The 22856-nt window shown below is 35.1% G+C and carries 21 protein-coding genes and 1 pseudogene; 18 read left to right on the top strand and 4 right to left on the bottom strand.

What is annotated here, in order from left to right; all coding sequences use genetic code 11:
- Positions 1–52: 52 nt before the first annotated feature.
- Positions 53–1339 carry an MFS transporter gene (locus tag OPR57_RS06735; protein ID WP_265036387.1) on the top strand — a complete coding sequence of 429 codons (1287 nt, stop codon included), beginning with the start codon at positions 53–55 and terminating at the stop codon, positions 1337–1339.
- Positions 1340–1519: 180 nt separating this feature from the next.
- Positions 1520–1657: a hypothetical protein gene (locus OPR57_RS06730; RefSeq protein ID WP_265036386.1), complete on the top strand. Its 138-nt coding sequence runs from the start codon at positions 1520–1522 to the stop codon at positions 1655–1657.
- Positions 1658–1673: 16 nt separating this feature from the next.
- Here OPR57_RS06730 and acnA read toward each other — a convergent pair whose 3' ends face one another.
- On the bottom strand, positions 1674–4268 hold the full coding sequence (gene acnA, locus OPR57_RS06725; RefSeq protein WP_265036385.1) for an aconitate hydratase AcnA: 2595 nt from the start codon (positions 4266–4268) through the stop codon (positions 1674–1676).
- A 280-nt stretch (positions 4269–4548) separates the two neighbouring features.
- On the opposite strand from acnA, the pseudogene OPR57_RS08205 reads away from it, so the two are divergent.
- Positions 4549–4677, top strand: a pseudogene (locus tag OPR57_RS08205) (WPE palindromic element domain-containing protein); the annotation flags it as partial.
- A gap of 198 nt (positions 4678–4875) precedes the next feature.
- On the opposite strand, the gene secB reads toward OPR57_RS08205, so the two are convergent.
- Positions 4876–5379: a protein-export chaperone SecB gene (secB, locus tag OPR57_RS06715; RefSeq protein WP_265036383.1), complete on the bottom strand. Its 504-nt coding sequence runs from the start codon at positions 5377–5379 to the stop codon at positions 4876–4878.
- Between the two features lie 164 nt (positions 5380–5543).
- Here secB and OPR57_RS06710 point away from each other — a divergent pair, with 164 nt between their 5' ends.
- The 7 genes from OPR57_RS06710 (at position 5544) to OPR57_RS06680 (ending at position 10877) form a co-directional block, all read left to right on the top strand.
- Positions 5544–6188, top strand: a complete 645-nt coding sequence (locus OPR57_RS06710; RefSeq protein WP_265036382.1) for a Tim44/TimA family putative adaptor protein — start codon at positions 5544–5546, stop codon at positions 6186–6188.
- Positions 6189–6205: 17 nt separating this feature from the next.
- Positions 6206–6901, top strand: a complete 696-nt coding sequence (gene dnaQ / locus OPR57_RS06705; protein ID WP_265036381.1) for a DNA polymerase III subunit epsilon — start codon at positions 6206–6208, stop codon at positions 6899–6901.
- A gap of 44 nt (positions 6902–6945) precedes the next feature.
- Complete coding sequence (locus tag OPR57_RS06700; RefSeq protein WP_320157489.1) at positions 6946–7554, top strand: SCO family protein; 609 nt, start codon at positions 6946–6948, stop codon at positions 7552–7554.
- Between the two features lie 480 nt (positions 7555–8034).
- Complete coding sequence (gyrB, locus tag OPR57_RS06695) at positions 8035–10422, top strand: DNA topoisomerase (ATP-hydrolyzing) subunit B (RefSeq protein WP_265036379.1); 2388 nt, start codon at positions 8035–8037, stop codon at positions 10420–10422.
- Positions 10406–10585 (top strand): hypothetical protein, encoded by a 180-nt coding sequence (locus OPR57_RS06690; RefSeq protein WP_265036378.1) that lies wholly within the window; start codon positions 10406–10408, stop codon positions 10583–10585. Before gyrB ends, OPR57_RS06690 begins: the two co-directional genes overlap by 17 nt.
- Positions 10586–10659: 74 nt before the next feature.
- The gene (locus OPR57_RS06685; RefSeq protein WP_265036377.1) at positions 10660–10782 is read left to right on the top strand and encodes a hypothetical protein; all 123 of its coding nucleotides are present in this window, start codon (positions 10660–10662) and stop codon (positions 10780–10782) included.
- Positions 10746–10877 carry a hypothetical protein gene (locus OPR57_RS06680; RefSeq protein WP_265036376.1) on the top strand — a complete coding sequence of 44 codons (132 nt, stop codon included), beginning with the start codon at positions 10746–10748 and terminating at the stop codon, positions 10875–10877. The genes OPR57_RS06685 and OPR57_RS06680 overlap by 37 nt, the downstream gene beginning before the upstream one ends.
- 26 nt (positions 10878–10903) lie before the next feature.
- Here the strand turns inward: OPR57_RS06680 and OPR57_RS08085 are convergent, their stop codons facing one another.
- Positions 10904–11026 (bottom strand): hypothetical protein, encoded by a 123-nt coding sequence (locus OPR57_RS08085; protein WP_410541033.1) that lies wholly within the window; start codon positions 11024–11026, stop codon positions 10904–10906.
- Positions 11027–11670: 644 nt separating this feature from the next.
- On the opposite strand from OPR57_RS08085, the gene OPR57_RS06670 reads away from it, so the two are divergent.
- From OPR57_RS06670 to OPR57_RS06640, 7 genes are all read left to right on the top strand, one after another.
- The gene (locus tag OPR57_RS06670) at positions 11671–12192 is read left to right on the top strand and encodes a cytochrome b (protein ID WP_265036375.1); all 522 of its coding nucleotides are present in this window, start codon (positions 11671–11673) and stop codon (positions 12190–12192) included.
- Between the two features lie 5 nt (positions 12193–12197).
- On the top strand, positions 12198–13226 hold the full coding sequence (locus OPR57_RS06665; protein WP_265036374.1) for an NAD(P)H-dependent flavin oxidoreductase: 1029 nt from the start codon (positions 12198–12200) through the stop codon (positions 13224–13226).
- A 122-nt stretch (positions 13227–13348) separates the two neighbouring features.
- Complete coding sequence (locus OPR57_RS06660) at positions 13349–14479, top strand: hypothetical protein (RefSeq protein ID WP_265036373.1); 1131 nt, start codon at positions 13349–13351, stop codon at positions 14477–14479.
- A 101-nt stretch (positions 14480–14580) separates the two neighbouring features.
- On the top strand, positions 14581–14955 hold the full coding sequence (locus OPR57_RS06655) for a hypothetical protein (RefSeq protein ID WP_265036372.1): 375 nt from the start codon (positions 14581–14583) through the stop codon (positions 14953–14955).
- Positions 14956–14999: 44 nt separating this feature from the next.
- On the top strand, positions 15000–17354 hold the full coding sequence (locus OPR57_RS06650; RefSeq protein WP_265036371.1) for a VirB4 family type IV secretion/conjugal transfer ATPase: 2355 nt from the start codon (positions 15000–15002) through the stop codon (positions 17352–17354).
- Entirely contained in the window at positions 17335–20307 is a 2973-nt protein-coding gene (locus OPR57_RS06645) for a hypothetical protein (RefSeq protein ID WP_265036370.1), read from the top strand. The genes OPR57_RS06650 and OPR57_RS06645 overlap by 20 nt, the downstream gene beginning before the upstream one ends.
- Positions 20308–20418: 111 nt before the next feature.
- Positions 20419–20913 (top strand): WBM0748 family T4SS-associated protein, encoded by a 495-nt coding sequence (locus OPR57_RS06640; RefSeq protein ID WP_265036369.1) that lies wholly within the window; start codon positions 20419–20421, stop codon positions 20911–20913.
- Here the strand turns inward: OPR57_RS06640 and OPR57_RS06635 are convergent.
- Positions 20910–21401 (bottom strand): SH3 domain-containing protein, encoded by a 492-nt coding sequence (locus tag OPR57_RS06635; protein WP_265036368.1) that lies wholly within the window; start codon positions 21399–21401, stop codon positions 20910–20912. The two genes, OPR57_RS06640 and OPR57_RS06635, sit on opposite strands and share 4 nt — an antisense overlap.
- Positions 21402–21471: 70 nt before the next feature.
- On the opposite strand from OPR57_RS06635, the gene OPR57_RS06630 reads away from it, so the two are divergent.
- On the top strand, positions 21472–22800 hold the full coding sequence (locus tag OPR57_RS06630) for a pyruvate dehydrogenase complex dihydrolipoamide acetyltransferase (RefSeq protein ID WP_265037590.1): 1329 nt from the start codon (positions 21472–21474) through the stop codon (positions 22798–22800).
- The last annotated feature ends 56 nt before the right edge of the window (positions 22801–22856 follow it).

Here is a 22856-nt window from a genome sequence, read left to right as displayed (position 1 = left end):
CAGCTCTTTTTCATTGTCAAAATTTTTAAATAATTAATAAATTGAGGTTTTTATGCTTACTATTAAACATAGATGTTTGCCATTTTTTATGTGGTTTTTTCCATTATCTTTTTTTGCATATCAGTTTATCTTACGTCTTTGGCCTGGACTAATGATGCATCAGATCATAGATCAGTTCTCTATAGGTGCTAGCCACTTTGGAGTACTTGCAGCATTTTATTACTGTGGTTATTCTGGAATGCAAATACCAATTGCAATTTTACTGGATAGATTTGGTGCACGATATGTTGTATTTGTGTCCGCTACGTTTTGTGGTATTGCTACTTTAATGTTTACATATACAAACAATTTCTACTTGGCAGTATTAGGTAGATTTTTAATAGGGGCATGCTCTGCAACTGGGTTTTTAGGTGTTTCTAAGGTAGTTTCAGAGTGGTTTCCTAAAGATCAATATGCAAGGATGATAGGTTTTTCATTTACCTTGGGGTTTATGGGTGCGATTTACGGAGGCAAACCCATAAGTTTACTAATAGAAAATTATGAATGGCAAAATGTTGCTTTAACACTTGGAGTAATATCAATAATAATTGGTTTTGCAGCATACTTTGCTTTGTGTCCACCACAAAATACAAAAGTTATGGCTTCAGACGAGCAATTTAGAATAGGTAATTTGAAATCTATTCTTACTTCCCGATTGATTTGGTGTTTGGCCCTCTCTAATTTCCTGATGGCAGGCTCATTAGAAGGACTTGCTGATGTTTGGGGAGTTGCATATCTAGCGACAGCCTATAACTTAAACAGAGGTGATGCAGCTGGTATTGCGTCATTTATATTTTTCGGTATACTTCTTGGTGGACCATTATTAGCTTGGCTCAGCAAAAAATTGAGTAATTATACCGTTATTGCAATGTGCGGATTCAGTACGGCACCAGCTTTTATATTACTCTTAATGAACAAAACATACGATGCACTTGCACTATCTTGTCTCCTTTTCTCTGTAGGGATTATGTGCTGCTACCAAGTTATAATGTTTGCTGTAGGTAGCGAATTAGTAGAGACGAAAAATTTATGGACTGTTACAGCATTTTTAAACAGCATAAACATGTTAGGTGGTTCATTTTTCCACACCGTGATAGGCAAAATCCTAGACTTATCTTGGTCTGGAACTTTAAGTGAAGATGGGGTTAAGTTGTATGATCTTTATGCTTATCAATATGCTCTTAGTACCATTCCAATTTGTGCTTGTTTAGGTGGTACAGTAGTTTTAGTTATAAGCCTGAAGGCAAAAAAACGTATCCGTTCAGCGGAGTGGCAGAATAAGGTAGACAAGGTGATCTAAAAAGATAATCATAGAGTAAATGTGAGGTAAGTCCTTACAATAAATGGTGTCATCCCAGTGCCCAGACACTGGGATCCAGGAATTTTATTAAGTTAGTAAGCATAAAAGTAGCCGTTTTATGTTAAAATACAACGTTTTGATGATTATGAAAAAGCTGGATTCCAGTGTCTGGGCACTGGGATGACATCATTTGTTGTAAACTCACTTTTTCTTGATTTTTTGATTTATCTTGTCTACCTATTTTGCCACTCTGCTGAACAGATACAATTGCGTGTTTACTTAAAACTTACAGACAATAAACTTCCAATACTGCTATAATCTTACTGCAATAACTTTAAAAGGATTGTGCAAGTATGTAGCTCAACACTCCACCACACATCAAGTATTTAATCTCAGTTGCGGTTTGTACACAACATTTGAGTTGAATTGATTGCTTTGAATTATCCTTTCTTTTGATGACGCATTCTAGATTTCCACCTGGCACTATTTCACCTTTTATGCTTATTACCTCGCTACCATCAAATATCTTTCTGGTTATTCCATTTTGGAATATAAGTGGAAGAACACCCATGCCAACTAAGTTGGACCTATGTATACGCTCAAAGCTTTCTGCAATTACAACTTTAATCCCCAACAATAAAGTACCCTTTGCTGCCCAATCCCTACTTGAACCTGTGCCATATTCTTTTCCTGCAACAATGATTAGAGGTACATTATTTTCCTTGTAACGCATTGCTGCATCAAAAATTGACATCGTTTCTTGAGAAGGAATATATTTTGTATATCCACCTTCGATGCTTACCATTTCATTTTTTATTCTAATGTTAGCAAAAGTCCCACGCATCATTACATTGTGGTTACCACGACGAGATCCATACGAATTAAAGTCCTGTGGCTCAATCCCAAGATTTTTTAAATATATACCTGCAGGACTACTTGAAGCAATATTTCCAGCAGGGGAAATGTGATCAGTGGTTACGCTATCGCCAAACATTGCCAATATTTGTGCACCTTTTATATCGATTTTATTATTTTTAGGTGATAAATTATCAAAATAGGGCGGATCTTGTATGTAAGTGCTGTTTGCATCCCAATTATAGATTTCACTTTTTTCATACTTTATCTTTCGCCAATGTTCATCACCAGAAAAAACATCCTTATACTTTTGTATGAACATCTCACGTGTTACTACACTTTTAACGCAATCTTCGATTTCATTGTTTGTTGGCCATATATCTTTGAGATAGATATCATTTCCATTCTTATCTTTGCATATTGAATCTTTTGTCAAATCAGTTTGCACAGTACCAGCAAGTGCATATGCAACAACAAGTGGCGGAGATGCCAAGTAATTAGCTTTGACTAACGGATGAATTCTTCCTTCAAAGTTACGATTGCCAGATAAAACTGCAGCAACGGTTAAGTTTTTGTTTTTAATGCCATCTTCTATATCTTTATTAAGTGGACCAGAATTCCCAATGCAAGTTGTGCAACCATATCCAACTAGATTAAAACCCAAAGCATTTAGATCTACCTGCAATCCAGACTTTTCTAAATATTCTGTTACAACTTGTGACCCTGGAGCAAGAGAAGTTTTAACCCAAGGCTTTGATTTTAATCCAAGTTTAATTGCATTACGAGCTACAAGACCTGCAGCAATCATCACACTTGGATTAGAAGTATTAGTGCAGCTTGTTATTGCTGCAATAACTACACTTCCATCTTGGAGTTTATCGCTTTCCTTTGACTCATTAACTGAAAATGATTTAGAAAAAGACTCTGCCACTTGTGAAAGAAAAACCTTATCTTGTGGTCTTTTGGGACCAGCCATTACTGGCTTCACGCTTGATAAATCAAGCTCTAGTGTGTCAAAAAATGCTAATTCGTCATTGCTGCGCCACAATCCCTGCTCTTTTGAATAGACTTCAACTAATTTGATCAGCTCTTCTGGTCGCCCTGTTAAATGTAAATAATCGAGTGTTTTCTGATCAATTGGAAAAAATCCACAAGTTGCGCCATACTCCGGGGCCATGTTTGCTATAGTGGCTCTATCTGCCAAAGATAAATAATCTAAACCATCACCATAAAATTCTACAAACTTACCAACAACGCCTTTTGTTCTTAGGATATTGGTAACCGTCAGCACTAAATCAGTCGCAGTTACTCCTTCCGATAATCTGCCAATTAATTTAAATCCAACTACTTCTGGAATCACCATACTAATTGGTTGACCAAGCATCACAGACTCAGCTTCTATACCTCCAACACCCCAACCAAGAACTGATAATCCGTTAACCATTGTAGTATGGCTGTCAGTACCAACTAAAGTATCAGGATATATGACTCCATCATTATTACACACAACTTGCGCTAAATATTCAAGATTCACTTGGTGGCAAATCCCTGTGCCAGGCGGCACTACTCTAAAATTTGTGAAGGACGATTCCCCCCACTTTAAAAATTGATATCTCTCCAAATTTCTTTTTACTTCTAGCTCAACATTCTTACTGAATGCGGAAACACTTCCATAACTATCTACTTGAACAGAATGGTCAATCACAAGATCAACCGGTACAGACGGATTTATGTTGCTCGGGTTTCCTCCATTTTTCTTAACATAGCTCCGCATTGAAGCTAGATCAACAACAGCAGGAACCCCTGTAAAATCTTGCATCAACACCCTTGCTGGTTTATAGCTAATTTCGTGATTAGTGTGTTTATTAACGCAGTCTGCTAGTACTCTTATGTCATCCAGCTTTACGTTTACTCCATCTTCATTGCGTAATAAATTTTCAAGCAGAACCTTAAGTGAGCAGGGCAATTTAGTCACATCTATTCCTAAAAATTCACTAGCACTACTTAGGCTAAAATAGTTGTATGACTTCCCGTCAATGTTTAAAGTCGTTTTTGCGTTTAAAGAATTATTCATCCTGCATAACCATTTTTAAGTGAAAAATCAACTAATGATATCATTCCAGTGCGTGACACACAACTGTACGAACGTCACGTGTTGCAGTAGAGTAAGCATAACTACCAATGTCATCCCAGTGCCCAGACACTGGGATCCAGAAAATTTGATTGCAAATAAGCACGCTATACAACACTTTTGATGAAATTGAACAACGAAACTGGATCCACAACTGTACGAACATTGTGATTTGAGAATAATCTCCGCCAGGAAGGGTGTCATCCCAGTGCTTTGGCACTGAGATCCAGAAAACTTAATTTTAAATAAGTACACCAGATAGCTGTATAATAAGAACTGGATTCCAGTGTCACGCACTGGAATGACATCATTTATTATGCAACATCGTGTCACATTGCAACGTTCGTACAGTTGTGAACTAGATCCCAGTGTCACGCACTGGGATGACAAGAATAATTTGCACCTGGATGACAAGGATGAAGTACATTTGGATGACAACTGAATATATAGATCACATTCAAAATTATTACGCATATTCTGCCTCATTTCAGATATTTCCTCCTTTGGTACCTCAGTAGCACAGCTATTTTCAGCTATATATTATACTGTATTAGTTAAAATTGGAATTACTACCGTTACTTTTTTGTTGTTGACCTTGCTGCTCATACATAGTTTCAAAATCTATAGGATCTAGCATCAGTGGGGGAAATCCACCACTACTTGTAACTCTTGCAATTATTTCTCTTGCAAAAGGGAAAAGAAAAGTAGGTCCGCCAATAAACAAAGCTTGTCTTACCTCTTCCTCACTCAACTCTTTAAAATTTTCTATTGAAAAAATACCACAATATTTCGTCTCACAAATGAAAGCTACACCATCTTTTATGCCTTCATCTTTTACTGTTGCTCTGACTTCTATATGTAAAGTAATTTCATGGAAAGATTTTTCTTCATTCGCTCCTTCTTTGTTTTCCATTCCTTCTAATTTCGCTGAATTGATATTAACCATTACATTAATATCGGGAGCTCTACTAGAAGAAAGGAATGGCGAATTCGGATTCTCAAACGATAGATCTTTAACATATTGACCGTGAATTCTCATTTTTTGTTGTGGCATTTCTTACGTCTCCTTTAATTAAGTTGAGATATTTAATACTTTCTTATATAATATATTCATTTACAAACGAATAGCAAACCTGATTATAAGTTGATATGAAAAACATATTTTCATTAATAATTAATAATATTCGGATACTTTATATGCCAAGGAGTTGAGTTACTATGATAGAGCTTGTAATATATGCTTTATTAGCGGCGTTCATTCTTTCACGTTTGTATAATTCTTTAGGAAGGTCAGCCAACCTAAAAAACCTAACTAGTGTATTGGATGTAAGTCAAAGTAGAGAAGATGTAGTAGAAAACATTGAGGGTTACATTGATAGCAACAACAAAAGTTCAATAAAAGTTACTTATGAACAAATATTACAAAAAAACAAGAACTTCTCCATTTCCCACTTTATAGAAGGTTCAAGCATAGCTTTTGAATTAATAATAAAATATTTCAATCAAGGAAATCTGCCCCAGTTAAAATCTCTCTTGGATAAAGATTTATACAACAACTTCGTAGAGAAGATTAAACATCGTAAAGAGGTGCACGAGTCTATAATTGTTTCTATCGTTTCACAAAAGATTTTAGAAATAAAGCTAGTAAAAAATGTGGTGTTTATTGTAGTATATTTCCTTTCAGAGCAAATTAACTTCGTTAAAAATAATAAAGGAGATATCATATCAGGTAGTACATCCACCATTAATAAAGTTGAGGATGTATGGCAATTCAAAAAAAATGTTAATTCATCAGACCCAAGCTGTTTGCTTGTTTCTATTCACTATAAAAAGACAAATAATGATAAGACAAATGGCAAGTAAGATTAGTTTTATTTGAAATGGAAAGCAAGCTACGCGAAATAGTACTTGACACTGAAACAACAGGTCTTGACACTGGATCTGGTCATCGAATTATTGAAATAGGGTGTGTGGAATTAATTAACCGCATTCCAACAGGTAAAGTATTCCATCGGTACCTTAACCCAGAAAGAGATATACCTTATCACTCGTTTAAGATTCACGGTGTTAGTGAAGAATTTTTAGAAGATAAACCATTATTTTCAGATGTTGCACTTGAATTTCTTGACTTTATATCTAATGATATTTTGGTAATTCACAATGCTGAATTCGATGTTAAGTTCCTTAACATGGAGTTAAGCAAGCTGAATGCCGGGTTAATTTCCTCAGATAGAGTGCTAGATACATTACCTCTTGCGAGGAAAAAATTCGCAGGATCACCTGCTTCTTTGAATGCATTATGTAAGCGTTTTGATATATCGCTAGAGAATAGAGAATTGCACGGAGCACTAGTTGATGCTCAATTGCTTGCAAAGGTATATGTTGAACTTACAGGAGGGTTACAAACCTTTCTGTTTGATAATGAATGCAATCAGGACAGTAACTCCACATTCGTTCAGCATAAAGTGCGTAATCTAACTCCCAGAGAACATTCACCAAATAGTGAAGAAATTGATGAACATAAGAAACTGTTAGACAAAATTAACAATACACTTTGGAATAAATATATTGAGTAGGTTAACCAATAAAGATACAATTTAATTTTACTGAGAGCATTCTAATGGTAAGGTTTATAAGATTGTTATCTAATGTGCTAGCAGCATTAGCAGTTGTTTTTTTAGGTTATTGTTATTTCACTAAAAAAGGCATATTTGCCCCAGCAGCGATTCACAACGCAGAAGTTAAGATAGGAGGAGATTTTTCTTTAATTAATCAGGACGGACAGATCCTGCGCAGTAGTGATTTTAAAGATAAATACATGATGATTTTCTTTGGGTTTTCCTCATGCAAAAGAATTTGCCCTATGAACCTTGGAATAATTTCAGAAACACTTGCAAAGTTAGATGAGAAAACTAACAACAAGCTACAAACATTCTTCATCACAGTTGATCCTGAGCGCGATAGCACGGAAAGACTTAAAGAATTTCAACAGCAATTTGACCGCAGAATACAAATGCTAACTGGTGAAAGAGAAAAAATAGACGAAGTAATTGCAAAGTATAAAGTATACGCTAGCAAAGTTGGTGGAGAAGAAGAAATCAACCATTCTTCGATAATATATCTTATTGGCCCTGGAGGAAAATATGTTACACACTTTGCAGCCGATTTAAATTCAGACGAAAGTCAATCTGATAAGATTTTGGTTGAGATAAGAAAATACGTAAACTGAATTATAGATTTTTCTGTTAATTAGTCGAGCATGCAACTGCATGAGCATTATAATTTAATCTTCACCAGGAAGACGCATTGGAATGACACTATTTGCTGTCTTCAAAAATAAACATTCGTAAAGGTATCTGTTCAGCAGAGTGGCAAAATAAGGTAGACGAGAAAAGACAACTATAGGAACAAATGGGTGTCATGCCAGTGCGTGACACTGGCATCCAGTCCTTTCACACAGTTCCATCAAAAACGTTGTAAAGCGCTTTCGTGTTTACCAACTTAGTGCCCAATCTGGATCCCAGTGTCAAGCACTGGGATGACAAGAAAGGGAGCACTGGAATTTTTGTTTCAGTATTTGTACATTAGCCATGCATCTGAACAGATACTCGTAAAGTTGTGCTTTTAACATGGGTTATCAGTTTAAAAATGTTGCTAACTAGTATATCTGAATGTAACATCAATTAACTTGTATAAATAAAGCAATCTAATGGAAAATAATTATAATGCCGATGCAATAAAAATCTTAAGGGGTCTTGATGCTGTAAGGAAACGTCCAGGTATGTACATTGGTGACACTGACGATGGATCTGGCTTGCACCACATGGTATATGAGGTTATTGACAACGCAATAGATGAATCTTTAGCTGGATATTGTGATAAAATTGAAGTTAGCATAAATAAAGATGGTTCAGTATCAGTAACCGACAATGGTCGTGGCATTCCAACTGACATTCATGAAGAAGAAGGAATATCAGCAGCAGAGGTAATAATGACTCAACTCCATGCTGGTGGTAAATTTGACAGTAATACCTATAAAGTTTCTGGGGGATTACATGGTGTTGGAATCTCAGTTGTGAATGCATTATCAAGCTGGTTGGAATTAATTATTTGGCGCAATAAGAAAGAACACTTTATACGTTTTGAAGATGGTGAGTCTATTGAACCTTTAAAGGTAGTCAACGAAAATACAAACAAAAGAGGAACTAAAGTCACGTTCATGCCATCAACAGAGACTTTTAATGGCATTAATTTCAGTTACTCAACGCTTGAAAGTCGTATAAGAGAATTAGCATTTTTAAATTCAAATATCGACATTACTTTACGTGATCTGCGCAATGAACCATATACAGAATCTCATTTCAATCAGAGTAATCAATCTAAAGACAATTTTGGTACAGCGAATTTTGTGCGGTACTTAGATAAGAATAAGACATATGTAACTAAAATTGCCAGTATGAAAGGAGATGCAGAAGATCTTGGCATCAGCTTGGAAATATCGATGGAATGGAATGATTCCTACTATGAGAATATGTTGTGTTTCACTAATAATATACGGCAACGAGATGGTGGTACGCATTTGGCAGGATTTAGATCTGCACTAACTAGATGTATCAATAACTATGCAACTAATGAAGGGTTTTTAAAGAAAGCAAAAGTAAATTTAACTGGAGAGGACGTTAGAGAAGGTTTAACTTGTGTTTTATCTCTCAAGATGCCTGATCCTAAGTTTTCTTCACAAACAAAAGATAAACTAGTTAGTTCTGAAGCACGTGCAGTTGTAGAAAGTATAGTTTCTGATAAATTGAGCACAATCCTTGAAACTGATCCCAAATTGGCGGCAAGCATAGTAGAAAGAGCAATTAGGTCAGCAAAAGGAAGAGAAGCCGCAAGAAAAGCACGAGAGTTAGTTAAAAGCAAAAACAATATTGATATTGCAACTCTGCCAGGAAAGCTTGCTGATTGTCAGGAAAAAGCTCCTGAGTTATCGGAATTATTTATAGTAGAGGGTAATTCAGCAGGTGGTACTGCAAAGCAGGGGCGTAATCGTAAAACACAAGCAGTGCTTGCCTTAAGAGGAAAAATTCTAAACGTAGAACGTGTAAGTTTAGATCGTATTTTTTCATCTGCAGAAATAGGCTCTTTAATTACTGCAATTGGTGCTGGAATAGGGAGTGAACACTTCGATATTGAAAAAGCTAGATATCATAAAATTATCATCATGACAGATGCAGATGTTGATGGTTCACATATCAGAACTTTGATTCTGACTTTCTTTTTTAGACACATGCGTGAAGTTATTGAAAAAGGCTACTTATACATAGCACAGCCACCCCTCTATAAAGTTACAAAGAATGCTAAAGACACTTATATTAAAGATGACGAAACTTTTGAAGAGTATATAATAAACTCAGCAGTTAAAAGATTAACACTAAGTGGTACAGCTACAGAATTTAACGATTTGCGCCTTATTTTGAATAAATGCGTTAGCATTTCTAATATTAGCAAAAATTATGATAGAGAAATACCACAAAATCTCTTAGAGTCATTGCTAATTTTAAGCAAAAAGAATGCTCTATCATCGGCTGATGAGATATTAAAGTATTTGAAGTTAATGTACAGCGAATATACTTGGGAAGTGGAAATAAAAGATGAAGAAAAAGAAATGCACATCTCTAAATTGTTTCAAGGATTGGCAGACAAATATATATTTGCACTTAGTATGCTTGAAGGCAAAGATATGCAAAACATATTAAGTTTGCTTGATGGTATAAGTAATTTATTTAATGGTGATTCATTTTTAAAGTCACAAGAAACTGAAATAAGAATCACTTCTCCAAGTACGCTTGCAAAAATAATAATGGACTATGGTAAAAAGGGTTTAACTCTGCAGAGATTTAAAGGTCTTGGTGAAATGAATGCTGATCAGCTATGGGATACTACGTTAAATCCTGAGGCTAGAACTTTACTGAAGGTTGAAATAAAAGATTGTGAAGAAGCTGATTCCATATTTTCAATACTAATGGGTGATATAGTTGAACCACGCCGTGATTTTATTAATAGCAATGCACTCAACGTGCATGATGTTGATATTTAAACTTTTAGCAAAATGTACGAACGTTACGGGTTTAAGCAAAAACTGTGTCATTCAAGTAGCTGACACTGGTTTCCATCCAAGAGGGCAGTGCCCTCTTCTTGTCATCCCAGTGCGTGACACTGGGATTCAGCATTTCCATAATCATCAAAACGTTGTATTTTAGCATAAAACGGCTACTTTTATGCTTACCAACTTAATAAAATTCCTAGATCCCAGTGCTCCTTTCTCGTCATCCCAGTGCTTGACACTGGGATCCAGGAAAGTTTGCTTGTAAGCAAGCAAACTAGCACAGAAAGTGGTTACAACATTTTCAATGAGATTATATGGAAAACTGGATTCCAGTGCTTGGCACTGGAATGACACCCTTTTTGGGTCCTCTAAGTAGCCTATATGGTGTCATCCAAGTAGCCTCTCCCCCCTGTCATCCCAGTGTCCCTATGATGTCATTCAAGTAGCTGACACTGGTTCCTTTATGATGATGTCATCCCAGTGCTTGACACTGGGATCCAGAAGACTTAATTCTAACCAAGTGGCTGCATAATAAAGACTGGATGCCAGTGTCAAGCACTGGCATGACACCCTCTTGGATAGAAATTAACGTCACGCACTGCCCAGTTCATGTTAGTTATAAACATTAAGAAATTTACCAAACGAAAAAAAAGGCAAAAGAAGCCCCGTGGTTGGCTAATTACTTACATTATACTTTCAAGTATGGCGTTTTTTTATTCTAAACACTTAATAACCGCGATTTAGTGCTTTTAAGCCGCAACTAATCTAAATTACAAACATTAAGAAATTTACTAAACAGAAAAAAAGGCAAAAGAAACCCTAGGGTAGCTAATTATTCACTATCCATTTTTTAAGTTGGCGTTTTTTAATGTTTTAAATGCTTTATAAGCGTATTTCAGCTTATATAGGTAAAAACCTAGAAATTTGATAAAGACATAAGGTACACATAGTGCAAAAAATTAAACATGAGACGCCAGATACGTTGAGTTTTTTTGTCATTTAATCTGTACAGAGAAGATAAATAAATAGCTTCAGTTTCATGATAAGGGGGCTGGCAAAGGGTGTCAAGTAAGTTTTGCATTTAATCCGTTTCTATGACTTAGATGCCAGTGCCTGCTACTTGACTCTCGGCTGGGTCGAATTTGTATAGCTACATTGTCGGTAAATCTAAATTGCTTTAATAATTTTGATTGAAAAATAGTTTTTCTATTATATAAATGCTACTTTAGGGTAATCAAAATGGAAGATAATAAATATAGCCTAGGTTTAAGAGTTATCCATTGGTTGATGGCTGTTTTTATTATCGGTATGCTTTGCTCTGGACTTTATATGAAAAGCTTACCACTTAGCAATGAAATTAAGTTCAACATATACGCTATTCATAAGGCTTGCGGTATCACTATTCTTGGATTAATCATAGTACGCATATTTTTTCGCGTCTTTACTTATGTTCCACCACTTCCAGCAAATTTTTCTCGGTTTGTAATCAATGCAAGTAAAACAGTACACTTTGGTTTATATTCTTTGATGGTGCTAATGCCACTATCTGGCTATGTTATGTCTTCTGCTTCTGGCAAAAAGATCAAGTATTTTTTTCATATCCCTTTGTTGATTAATCAAAACAAAGACCTAGCTAACACGGCTAATCAGCTACATTCGATGCTTGCATGTTTTATGGTACTCTTTATAATCTTACATATACTTGGCGCTTTGAAACACACATTTATAGATAAACAAAACATTTTTAAACGTATGATATAGGTTATATGTTAAGTAGCCTCTGGAAAAAAGGAACAGATTTTCTTGGTAGTGAGTTTGCGATAATGGGTGGTGCTATGAGCTGGGTTTCAGAGAGGAATTTGGTTTCAGCAATCTCAAACGCTGGCGGCTTTGGTGTAATTGCATGTGGTGCAATGTTTCCAGACTTGCTAAAAAAAGAAATCATAGAGACGCAGCAATTAACTAACAAGCCATTTGGTGTAAACCTAATTACTATGCACCCAAAGTTGAGTGAGTTGATAGATGTGTGCATTGAAACGAAAGTGAGCCACATAGTTCTTGCCGGTGGACTGCCAACAAAGCCTAATATAGAAAAAATCAAGGGTGCGGGCATTAAAGTTATGTGCTTTGCACCAGCATTAAGCCTTGCGAAAAGGTTAGTAAAAATGGGAGTAGATGCATTAATAATAGAAGGGATGGAAGCAGGCGGGCACATAGGGCCAGTTAGCACTTCTGTTCTTGCACAAGAAATATTGCCTCATTTTAAAAATGAACAAATACCAGTGTTTGTCGCAGGTGGAATAGGCAGAGGTGAAATGATAGTTAATTACTTAGAAATGGGAGTAAGTGGCTGTCAAATAGGTACATTATTTGTCTGCACTAATGAGTCAATTGCCCACAAAAATTTTAAGGAAGTGTTTATTAAATCAGCCGCACGTAATGCAATACCTTCTGTACAGATAAGTGCTGATTTTCCTGTAATTCCAGTAAGAGCTATAGCCAACAAAGCAAGCGATGACTTCATGAGGCGTCAAAAAGAAGTTATTGATGAATATCAAAAGGGACAGATCTCAAAAGAAGATGGGCAGCTTGAAATAGAAAAGTTCTGGGCTGGAGCTTTAAGAAGAGCGGTGATTGAAGGAGATGTTGAAACTGGATCTCTGATGGCTGGCCAAAGTGTTGGCATGGTTGATAGGGAAAAGCCTGTAAAAGAAGTAGTGGATATGTTAGTTCAACAGGCAAGCAATCATATTGAACGCAAATCTGTAGAAGTAGAAAGCCCAGAAAGCAAATAGTTAAGCGACCTCACAATAAGCAAGTTGCCGCAATTATCCATAATACGGCATAATTGTCCAGTTTTAATGTAAAATTAATGCTAAAGAGGTATCTATACATTTTATTATGTATGGAGGAGTCTATGCTAAGTCCTTTAAAAAACCCTAAGAATAATGAAAAAGGTATTAACCAATCATTGCATGAAATTATATACAAAAAGGTAACAAAAGAAAATCACAAATATGCAAGCCCACAAAAGGGAGATGGAACTATCAAAAAATGCATAGAATTGTTCGAGAAAGATGCTGATCCTAAGGTATTAATTCGATTAGAAGAATCACTGAAAGAGCAAGAAAAATATTATAATTATTACACCAAAAAATTTCTTCTAGTGTTGGAAACAGAGGTAATGAAATTAGAGGTCGAGCTTTCAGTATCTAACAATGAAAGAGAACAATTACAAAGATCACCAACAAGAAGAGGGAAAATATTAGAAATAATTTCAGGGATTATTAAAAGGAGCAGCAATAAAGATTCAAAAATAGAAGAACAACCTATTAATTCCATAAAAGAAGAGATCCCAGTGTCAAGCACTGGGATGACAGAAAATAATGTAGAAAGTCCAACTAAAGAAGAAGTATGTGCTAGTAACTCAGATAGTGGAGTAAGTTCACGCAAACCGAGTGAAGAAAGTTTAGAATCACCAATAAGTAGTAGAAGGAGCAGTGTGAGCTCAATATTAAGCTCTGCTGGAGAAAATAACGATCCACAAAAAGAAGATACTGGGAATCAAATGCAACCAGAGCAGACTGCAGAAGAAGAGCCACAGGTGTCATCCCAGTGCGTGACACTGGGATCCAGAGAAAAAGAAAGTATGGATCCAAATAGTCAAACTACTCAGATGACAGGCAGCCAGGCAAAAGATTCAATGCAACCCGAAGAAAAAAGGGACAGAAAAAACGCCATTACAATCGTGCAGAAATTTCCTTTGAATAAGAAAAAGGGTGAAGATACTCCACCTACAAAACAACCCAATAACAGAAATCTTCACGTTGCACTTGTAGCAGGTTGTGCTCTCTCCACAATAGGGTGCATTGTTGCAGGAGCAATGACATCAGGATTGATAGGAGCAGGACTACTTGCTATGGCTGTAGTGTTTGCTATAGCAGCAGTAGCTGAATTGCATTCAAACTTCCTATCAAGTAAATTAACGTCCATTAATGTGAGTTGTCCTGTTGATGATAAAGAGCTTACAGCATGTTCGCATCTGTAAAAATTAAATATGTGTTACTTGTAGTGGATAAGTGAATTCAGTTCTTGCCTATTGATATAAAAGTTGTTATATTTGAGGAATGTTTAAAAGGTGTTTAGTTGATGCGCACTCAATTGAATAAAGTTTTGGTTTTTATAGCCTTATTAAGTTTCATTTTTGCATCATATTCTAGCGAAGCAAGTTCGGCGAGTGATGAATTAAAGGATGTACAAGAAACGGTAAAAAATTTTATTTCTTCATTTTCAATTAAAGATACTGTAGAAAATATGAGTCCTTCAACAATCATAGGGTTGTGTATAGCTGCGGTGATACTTGCAGTAGTATTCAGAGGTCTAATCTTTTTTATGATAATGTTTGGTGTACTGGTCCTGATGTTCGGTAGTACAGAAAAGGCAACAGACTACTTAAAAGAAAAATTTAACTTTACAAAAGATATAAAATTACAATCCGATAGCGAAAAAAAAGATAAAAATTAAGATAGTATTTTTATCTTTTTTAATTATCTTTATTGAATACGCATATGCAGCTAAAAGTACCAGCAATTAACCATAAGCTTGAGAAAAAGAACAACTTAGCATTACTAGAAAGCATTGATTTAGATTTTATTCCTTATGCTTGTCACTACGATGAAGAAACTATACTAACAAAACAGGGGGAATTGTTAAAAATAATCAAGTTAGAAGATTATTCTTCTGTTGATAATTACAGCGACCTTAGAACTGAAATTAGAAAAAGTATATCAAAAAATATTAATAGCCTATATTTTACCGTTTGGATTCATACCGTTAGAAAGCGCAATAAGTTGAGCTTAAAATGGAATAAAACTGAAGACTTCTCTGATAAGCTACATTCAGCGCGGTTTGATAAACTCACTGATAGTAAATTACGGTATATAAATGAATTATATATTGTAATATTGTTTAGCGATTTTGGCAAGCATACTAATAATTCATTTTTTTTTAATAGAATAAAGAATAAGCATAAGCTGTCTTTACAGGAAAGCCACCAAGAGTTGCAAAAGATAACTGACTTAATTCAAAATGATTTAGGACCTTTTGGAGCTAAAAAACTGGGTCTAAGGTTTAGTGAAGGTAAAATATATTCTGAAATGATAGAATTTCTCCACTATATTGTTACATTAACGCACAAAGATTATCCAATACATGAAGGGGACCTGTCGCAATATATTAGAAATTTTAAAGTAGCTTTTGGTTTCAATACGTTTCAAACAATCTTTGAGAATCAACAGAAATTTGGCTCTATTTTCAGCATAAAGGAATACCGAGAAATCCCCTTAGGCAATATAGATAGGTGCTTGCAGCTTGAATCTGAATTTATCATTACAGAAATAATGATATTTACTAGTAATAGTAAGGCAATAAAAGAATTTAACAAACAAATTAACATGCTGCAAATTAGTGAGGATAATACCTTACTTAAAAGCTCAGGAATTGAAGAAATAATAGAGCTTGAAAAGACCTCTAGTATAGACTTCTGCCAACAGAAAATTATTTTTACAATATTTGCAGACGATAGGAATAAGTTAGCCAAAAATATTAGTGATTTATCTTCTATAATGTCATTAGTTGGCTTCATGATATTTAGAACTGATTTACATATGGAAAGTCATTTTTGGGCACAACTTCCGGGCAATTTTACTTTCATTACACAACCAAAAAATATATTAGCAAAATATGCTTGCAGTTTTGCTATGCTGCATGATTTTACGTCAGGTACATTAAAAGGAGGAAGGTGGAAAGAAGCGGTAACAGTTTTTTTCTCAAAAGAAGGAAATCCTTACTTCTTTAATTTCCATGGAAAAAGAAATAATGGCCATACTACGATACTTGGAGCTCCAAATTCAGGCAGAACTTCACTCATTAATTTCCTATTATCAGAATCAAGAAAGTTTAACCCAAGAATTGTCATATTGGATAACACTGGAAAGTCGATAATTTTTACTAAAGCAGTGAGTGGTAAATATTATATAATCGATCCGAAGTATAAGGACAAAAGCCTAAAATTTAATCCACTAAACATTGAAGATAGTGCTTCCAATCGCAATATGTTGGTTGAACTGATCAAAAGAATGGTAGCCGATACGAGCTTGGTGGACGTAGAAGAAAAGATAAGAAAAATTGTAGATTCTATATTTGCTATACCCAAGGAATCACGTTCTATTTCACAAATTTCTGAGGTGCTCTTGCTCCTTGGGGGTAAGATAAATAGATGGTGTGATGGTGGTGAGTTTGCTTACTTATTTCAAGATGGTGATGAATCAGATATTGACTGGGAAACAAAAATTATATCTCTCAACACCGCAAACCTTACAAAACAAAAGGAATGTATGTCCGTGATACTTTACTATTTTTTATATTCTTTTGAGGCAAAATGTGATGGCTCGCCTGCAATACTTGTTTTGGATGAAGCATGGGAGATAAGTAATATTTTTCCTACAGAGAAAGAGTTTGATAACTGGATGCAAAGAATGACGGAACTAAATGTTGTAGTAATCCTAAGTACTGAAAATTTAAATCTCGCATTTGCTAGCAAATTTACTCAATATTTAGATAAACATGTTGATACAAGAATCTTGATGCCGAACGTCAATGCAAATAGATTATACATGAAAGCATTTTCTCTATCGAAAGAGGAGCTGAATATAATTCTGCAGACGCCAACACAGGAAGGTTTATTTTTGATAAAACAGTACAAAGGATTAGTAACCTTAAATCTGGATTTGAAGGATATGCAAGAAATACATGTACTTTCAGCTAACAAAGAGACTATAAAGTATATGTATGAGGCAATAAAAGAAAAAGGAGAAGAAGTTAATGAGTGGTTACCGGTGTTTTATGAGAAGTGTAAAGCTTAAAGCTAAATTTTTTTTCCTAGTATTAATTTTGCTAATTGCAAGTAATGGATATTCTGATATCTGTGGAAGTATACGTTTTCATACTAATGCTGAAGCTGCAGCTAACAAAACTGGAAAAGGCTTAGCAAATTTTTTTACCTTTAATTGGAGCAATCTAGATTTTGATGAAAAGTTATTACAATACATTAGAGTCACAGCAATAAAAGACCAAGGAATTGATGGTTATTTCAATCCAAGGATTCAAGTCTGTGATTACGAAGGAAAAGATAACTGCTATCAATTAGGTAAAGGAACATCCTGCCGCCAAATATATGGAAAACAGGCAAGTGGAGCTGGAATTTTTGCAGCAGTTTTTATCGACTGGGAAGGAGATACAGTGTTAAATGATGGAAAATTTAAGGAAGGGATTGCGAAAGGTCTCGAGTGGGAGTGGGTAGATAATGTTACTGATGAAGAAAAAAGGAAATTTGCTAATTCTCCTAAAATATGTGCTTGCAGCCAAAAAGCAGCCTGCATGGATAGTTTTCTCTCATATTTTATTAAAATAGGTGAAGGAGCAAATATTTTTCGTCCTGGAGATATGGCAAATACCTGTGATACTTGCTATCAGGAAAAAGTAAAATGTGCTCCTATACCACTTGCACCTGGCCCACCTCCATTTTGTGAACAACTTGCGATGTCACCTCCACAAGTTAGAATTGTTCCTGTAACAGATAAAGACAATGATTACTTTAATCCAAGAGTTGGAGTGATGATTAGCGGACTGGAGGAAAGAAAAGGGTTAGGTTTTCCACACGTTGTTTCAAATAATGAGAATATTCCAAATCACTCATATACTGTTACAGATAAGGATACTCACTATTACTTCAAAACCTATAGAAAAAAGGGCCAGCTCTGCGCTGAATACCTTGGAACTCAAAGTATAGATGAAAAAAATCCGCAATTCGTCCGCTGCTTCCCGGCACCACCTACTCCAGAGCCTGAAGTAGTAGAAATAGTACAAAGTAACGCGTCTGGAAAGCAGAGTGACACGTTAAAGATAAGAATGAAGATGAGTGAGAGCGCTTGTACTTATGAAGCACGTGGAACCTACAGTGATGGTTTATGTACTTTTAATGTTAATACCGACCACAAACATCCTGTAAATATTGGTCCTCTATCTTTAAAAGTAGTAAAACCAGCAATAGTAGCAAAAACAACTGATAGTGATAACGAAAAAAGTTATATTGATAATATTATAGAAGGTATATTAGAAAGTAATCCGCAACAATTTAAAGTTCTGAAAGAATATGGCTATGTTCCTGATATTGAAACGGAATGTAAAGAGTTTCAGGGGAATAAGTGCAAATTGAACAACTTAGGACAACCAGAAATAGAAGTAAAGTATAAAGGAAATTCTAACAGTAAAATGCTTTGTCTTTCTGGATGGCAGCCAGAACCAGAGGAGTTTGTTCTTGAAAGAGAAAATAAAATAATACCACTAAAATTAATGGGAACAAGATATACTAAATACAATGCTGTTTACTCCAAGGAATCAAATCAGTTCTATTATCTTCCAAGCAAGGAAATAATTGACCCTTTGACAAAACCTCAAAATTGGTTGGATCAAATAATATTTAATAAGCAAGGGTATGTTTTCTTCCCTGACGAAAATAAACAGGAAAAGGGAAAATGCAGTTACTGCGTGGATCACGATAAAGACATAGATGAAAAATTTATAAACAATAAAGTCAAAGTAGTATATAAGTTGATAGATACAGAACATAAAGAAGGATGTAAGCAAGGTGATGATGGTTGCATCTGTTTTAATGGGGTGTGTAGTCGCTCAAAACAATATTTGAATAAAAATGAAGATGATAAGCCATTTTACTTAAGATATGAAGAAGAGGATTGTAAAGATGAGGATGGTAAAGTATTAAGAGATGAAAAAAATGAAGTACAAAAGTGTACACAATTAAAAGATCAACCGATTAAAGCAGATAGAACAGAGGTCTTTTACGCTGATAAATTGTGTAGGTTCGATTTAGAAGGTCTCAAAAAGAAATTAAAAGAAAAATTAAAAGAGAAATCAAAAGAGATAATCGAGAAAGAACCGGAAAAAAAGAGCGAAAAGTCCCATGATTTTGGAAGTGGAAATCATGATGTGGATGGCTCACAAATAACATCTAGCCGTGTTGAAATAGAAGTGTGGGGATGTGGTGAAGCAGGTCACATAAAAGATACACCCACTTACTGCAAATCTCAGATAGATTGGGCGGCCACCAAGAAGAATGCCTGTTCCACTGAAACTAGAGCAGGAATGCCAGGAGATTATATTAAAGCTGAATTGGAAATTGATCCTGATTATCCTATCATTGACATTGAAGTTTCAGAGGGAGGAGGTAACAGAGAAAAGAGATACACAGATAAGGATGGGGGTCCTATTTTTATAAGAAAGTGTCGTTTAGGCAAACAAGAGTGCAAGGATTTAATCACTATGGGAGGTGGAGGCATCTATAAAGAGTATGAGTATAAAGGTCGGTATAGGGATTATATGGAAACAATAATTGATGATAGTGTAAAATTAAAAAAAGAAACTATAGTAAAAGGATTGCAGTTTACTGAAGATAATAGGATAGCATATATAGAAAATGGTGAAATCAAGTATGAAACAGTAGAGTGTAACAGTGGTTTTAGAAGCAGCAGTAAACCTGGTGCAGGTGGTTGCATTGATAAAAGCAAAAAAATTTATGGTAAAGGTTCTGCAGGGTATGTGAAGGTAACGCCTATTATAAAGGGATTTGACATAAACATAATAAATGATGCTATTGAAAAAATGATAGGAAATCGATATGATCTCGGGAATGTTAGGGATTTTTTGACAGGTGATGCTGACACGAGTATAATTAAGATGATTGAAGAAGAAATCAAAAAAGAATTGTTAGGATTGGAGCCAAAAGATTCTAAATCGTAGCTCTGAAAATTATGCTCTTGTTTTAATAATTAATTAAAGTAAAGTGTGTAGTAAATGGTGTAATTGTCGCATTTTAACAAAAAGGTATAACGAATGTAAGGAGGGTGCTTTATGTCTCTAAAGAATAAAATTTCTGAGTTAATAGAACAACAATTTAGCATTAAATACCATGCCAATTATTTGGCTTACGCTATACATAAGTGGGCTGCAAGCGAAATATCTGATTCTATTGCTTTTTGCATAATTGGTTGTGGAAATTGCAAGATTGGATATCAAGATGCTGCAAATTCATTCAACATAACAAAAGAAGAAATTGAACAAGGTAATATTGCAAGTATAGAAAGTAAAATAAAAAGCGAAGCTGAAAAATCAGGTAGCGAGTTTTCTAAGTTGATCTCTAGGTTTGATCAATCGTTAAAAGAACAAAGTGAAAAGTCTATTGTACAAATTTTAGATTCATCCGCTGAGGAGATGTTAAGGAGTTTCTGTGATAGCCCTGTACAGTCTCCAGAGCATGAAGAAGTCAGTGCATCCTCTGCTTCACATGAAGAGCATGCTACAGAAGGTCCGGAAACTAGTGTTAGTCCAGATCCTTTGTCAACCTAATCAACCCCATATATATGTTTTTTTTGTACCCATGCTTTGCGTTTTGGGGTGGAAAAAAAGCACCATTCTTCGTTACATTTTTCTATTTTCATTACAACAAACTTGTCTATTTTCATAGTAATCTTGCTGTCTACACTCTGTTTTTGATATCCATAAGTATCTTCTTTTACAATCGCGTAGCACTTATCACTAAGAAGATTGCCTTTTATCCATCCGCAGTCTTCATCTATATCGCAGACCTTTTTCCAACTCTCAAACTCTTCTATCACTTTCAGGGGCAGATTTTTGCAAGTGTATATCCATTTTACAGGATAGTGAAACCCTGGTCCTGTTCTCATGTTGATCTTATTTGATTTTGTTGAAACAAAGTTATTAGCAAACAAGCTATGGCTAAATAATAAAAACAATAGGATAATAGTACTGAACCAAGATCCCAGTGTCACGCACTGGGATGACGTGAGGGATAGTGTAACAGATTTATTCATCATAATTCACGATTAGATTGACATAAGATAAAGAGTAAATTAAAAATTGAATAGATCTTTAAATGCAAAATCAATGCCTATAGAAATATTAATGCCTGCTCTTTCACCGACAATGAGCAAAACTGGAGGAAAAATTGTAAAGTGGCATAAAAAAGAACAAGACAAAGTTGAAGTAGGCGACGTAATTGCTGAGATAGAGACTGATAAAGCCATAATGGAGTTTGAATCTGTAGATGAAGGAGTTTTAGCAAAAATTTTAGTAACAGAAGGAACAAGTGGCGTGCCTGTAAATCAACCAATAGCTTTAATGCTGGAAGAAGGAGAAGATGAAAGTGCACTTAACAACTATACTTCAACTTCCATCAATAGTGCAGTTAAAAAGGAAGTGACAAAAAGTGCTGTTGATAATCAAAAATCAGAACACCAAGATTTAAACGGAAAGCCAATAAGTCATTCTTCGGTGTCATTCCAGCGCGTGACGCTGGAATCCAACCCCTCAATGTCATCCCAGTGCTTGACACTGGGATCTAGAAAAGAAGAAGATACTAAGACAACAGAAGGTAGAATAAAAATAAGCCCTTTAGCTAAGAAAATAGCTCAAAATGAAGGGGTTAATGTGCAGCAATTAAAAGGTACAGGACCATACGGTCGCATAATTAAGGCTGATGTGTTGGAGTTTTTAGGCAGTGGTATACGTACTGAAAGTCCTGAGATAGTTGAAGTAAGCAACATGCGCCAAGTGATAGCACAGCGCCTAACTGAATCAAAACAGAATGTTCCACATTTTTATTTAACTGTAGACTGCCAGGTTGATAAGTTAATATCGTTAAAAAACGAGATTAACTCAGCAGATGAAAACAGCAAAGTAACAATCAATGACTTAGTAATAAAAGCTGTGGCCTTCAGTATGAAAAAATTTCCTGATATAAATTCTTCGTGGATAGATAATAAAATACTTAAATACTCGAATGTAGATATTTCAATTGCTGTGGCACTTAAAGATGGGCTAATTACTCCTATAGTAAAAAATGCTGATAAAAAGGGTATTTTATCTATATCAAAAGAAGTGAAAGATTTAGTAAGCAGAGCAAGATCTGGAAAATTAAAACCTGAAGAGTTTCAAGGAGGTGGGTTTACTATCTCCAACTTAGGGATGTTTGGTATAAAAGCCTTCAGTGCTATAATCAATCCGCCGCAATCTTGCATTATGGCAGTTGGTGCATCCAAAAAACAACCAATTGTTATGAATGAGAAAATAGAGATAGCAGAAATAATGACAGTAACACTTTCTGTTGACCATAGAGCAGTTGATGGAGCATTAGGAGCAAAATTTTTAAATGCCTTTAAGCATTATATAGAGAATCCTCTGGTGATGTTTATTGAAACTGCGGTAACCTATTAGCATCGTTATTACAAAATTAATACTCTAAGTTTATAATTCTACTAGTTAATAGGCTT

The sequence above is a fragment of the Wolbachia endosymbiont (group A) of Anomoia purmunda genome (assembly GCF_947251545.1).
Lineage (GTDB): Bacteria > Pseudomonadota > Alphaproteobacteria > Rickettsiales > Anaplasmataceae > Wolbachia.
This window is presented reverse-complemented; position numbering and strand designations above follow the sequence as displayed.

Bases quoted from the DNA above. Each gene is read 5' to 3' on its own strand.
- OPR57_RS06735 (WP_265036387.1), top strand. From the start codon at position 53: ATGCTTACTATTAAACATAGATGTTTGCCATTTTTTATGTGGTTTTTT.
- OPR57_RS06650 (WP_265036371.1), top strand. From the start codon at position 15,000: ATGCAGCTAAAAGTACCAGCAATTAACCATAAGCTTGAGAAAAAGAAC.
- OPR57_RS06700 (WP_320157489.1), top strand. From the start codon at position 6,946: ATGGTAAGGTTTATAAGATTGTTATCTAATGTGCTAGCAGCATTAGCA.
- dnaQ (WP_265036381.1), top strand. From the start codon at position 6,206: ATGGAAAGCAAGCTACGCGAAATAGTACTTGACACTGAAACAACAGGT.
- OPR57_RS06630 (WP_265037590.1), top strand. From the start codon at position 21,472: ATGCCTATAGAAATATTAATGCCTGCTCTTTCACCGACAATGAGCAAA.
- OPR57_RS06635 (WP_265036368.1), bottom strand. From the start codon at position 21,401: ATGATGAATAAATCTGTTACACTATCCCTCACGTCATCCCAGTGCGTG.
- OPR57_RS06710 (WP_265036382.1), top strand. From the start codon at position 5,544: ATGATAGAGCTTGTAATATATGCTTTATTAGCGGCGTTCATTCTTTCA.
- OPR57_RS06660 (WP_265036373.1), top strand. From the start codon at position 13,349: ATGCTAAGTCCTTTAAAAAACCCTAAGAATAATGAAAAAGGTATTAAC.
- gyrB (WP_265036379.1), top strand. From the start codon at position 8,035: ATGGAAAATAATTATAATGCCGATGCAATAAAAATCTTAAGGGGTCTT.
- OPR57_RS06690 (WP_265036378.1), top strand. From the start codon at position 10,406: ATGATGTTGATATTTAAACTTTTAGCAAAATGTACGAACGTTACGGGT.
- OPR57_RS06730 (WP_265036386.1), top strand. From the start codon at position 1,520: ATGACATCATTTGTTGTAAACTCACTTTTTCTTGATTTTTTGATTTAT.
- OPR57_RS06670 (WP_265036375.1), top strand. From the start codon at position 11,671: ATGGAAGATAATAAATATAGCCTAGGTTTAAGAGTTATCCATTGGTTG.
- acnA (WP_265036385.1), bottom strand. From the start codon at position 4,268: ATGAATAATTCTTTAAACGCAAAAACGACTTTAAACATTGACGGGAAG.
- OPR57_RS06680 (WP_265036376.1), top strand. From the start codon at position 10,746: ATGGAAAACTGGATTCCAGTGCTTGGCACTGGAATGACACCCTTTTTG.
- secB (WP_265036383.1), bottom strand. From the start codon at position 5,379: ATGCCACAACAAAAAATGAGAATTCACGGTCAATATGTTAAAGATCTA.
- OPR57_RS06640 (WP_265036369.1), top strand. From the start codon at position 20,419: ATGTCTCTAAAGAATAAAATTTCTGAGTTAATAGAACAACAATTTAGC.
- OPR57_RS06655 (WP_265036372.1), top strand. From the start codon at position 14,581: ATGCGCACTCAATTGAATAAAGTTTTGGTTTTTATAGCCTTATTAAGT.
- OPR57_RS06645 (WP_265036370.1), top strand. From the start codon at position 17,335: ATGAGAAGTGTAAAGCTTAAAGCTAAATTTTTTTTCCTAGTATTAATT.
- OPR57_RS06665 (WP_265036374.1), top strand. From the start codon at position 12,198: ATGTTAAGTAGCCTCTGGAAAAAAGGAACAGATTTTCTTGGTAGTGAG.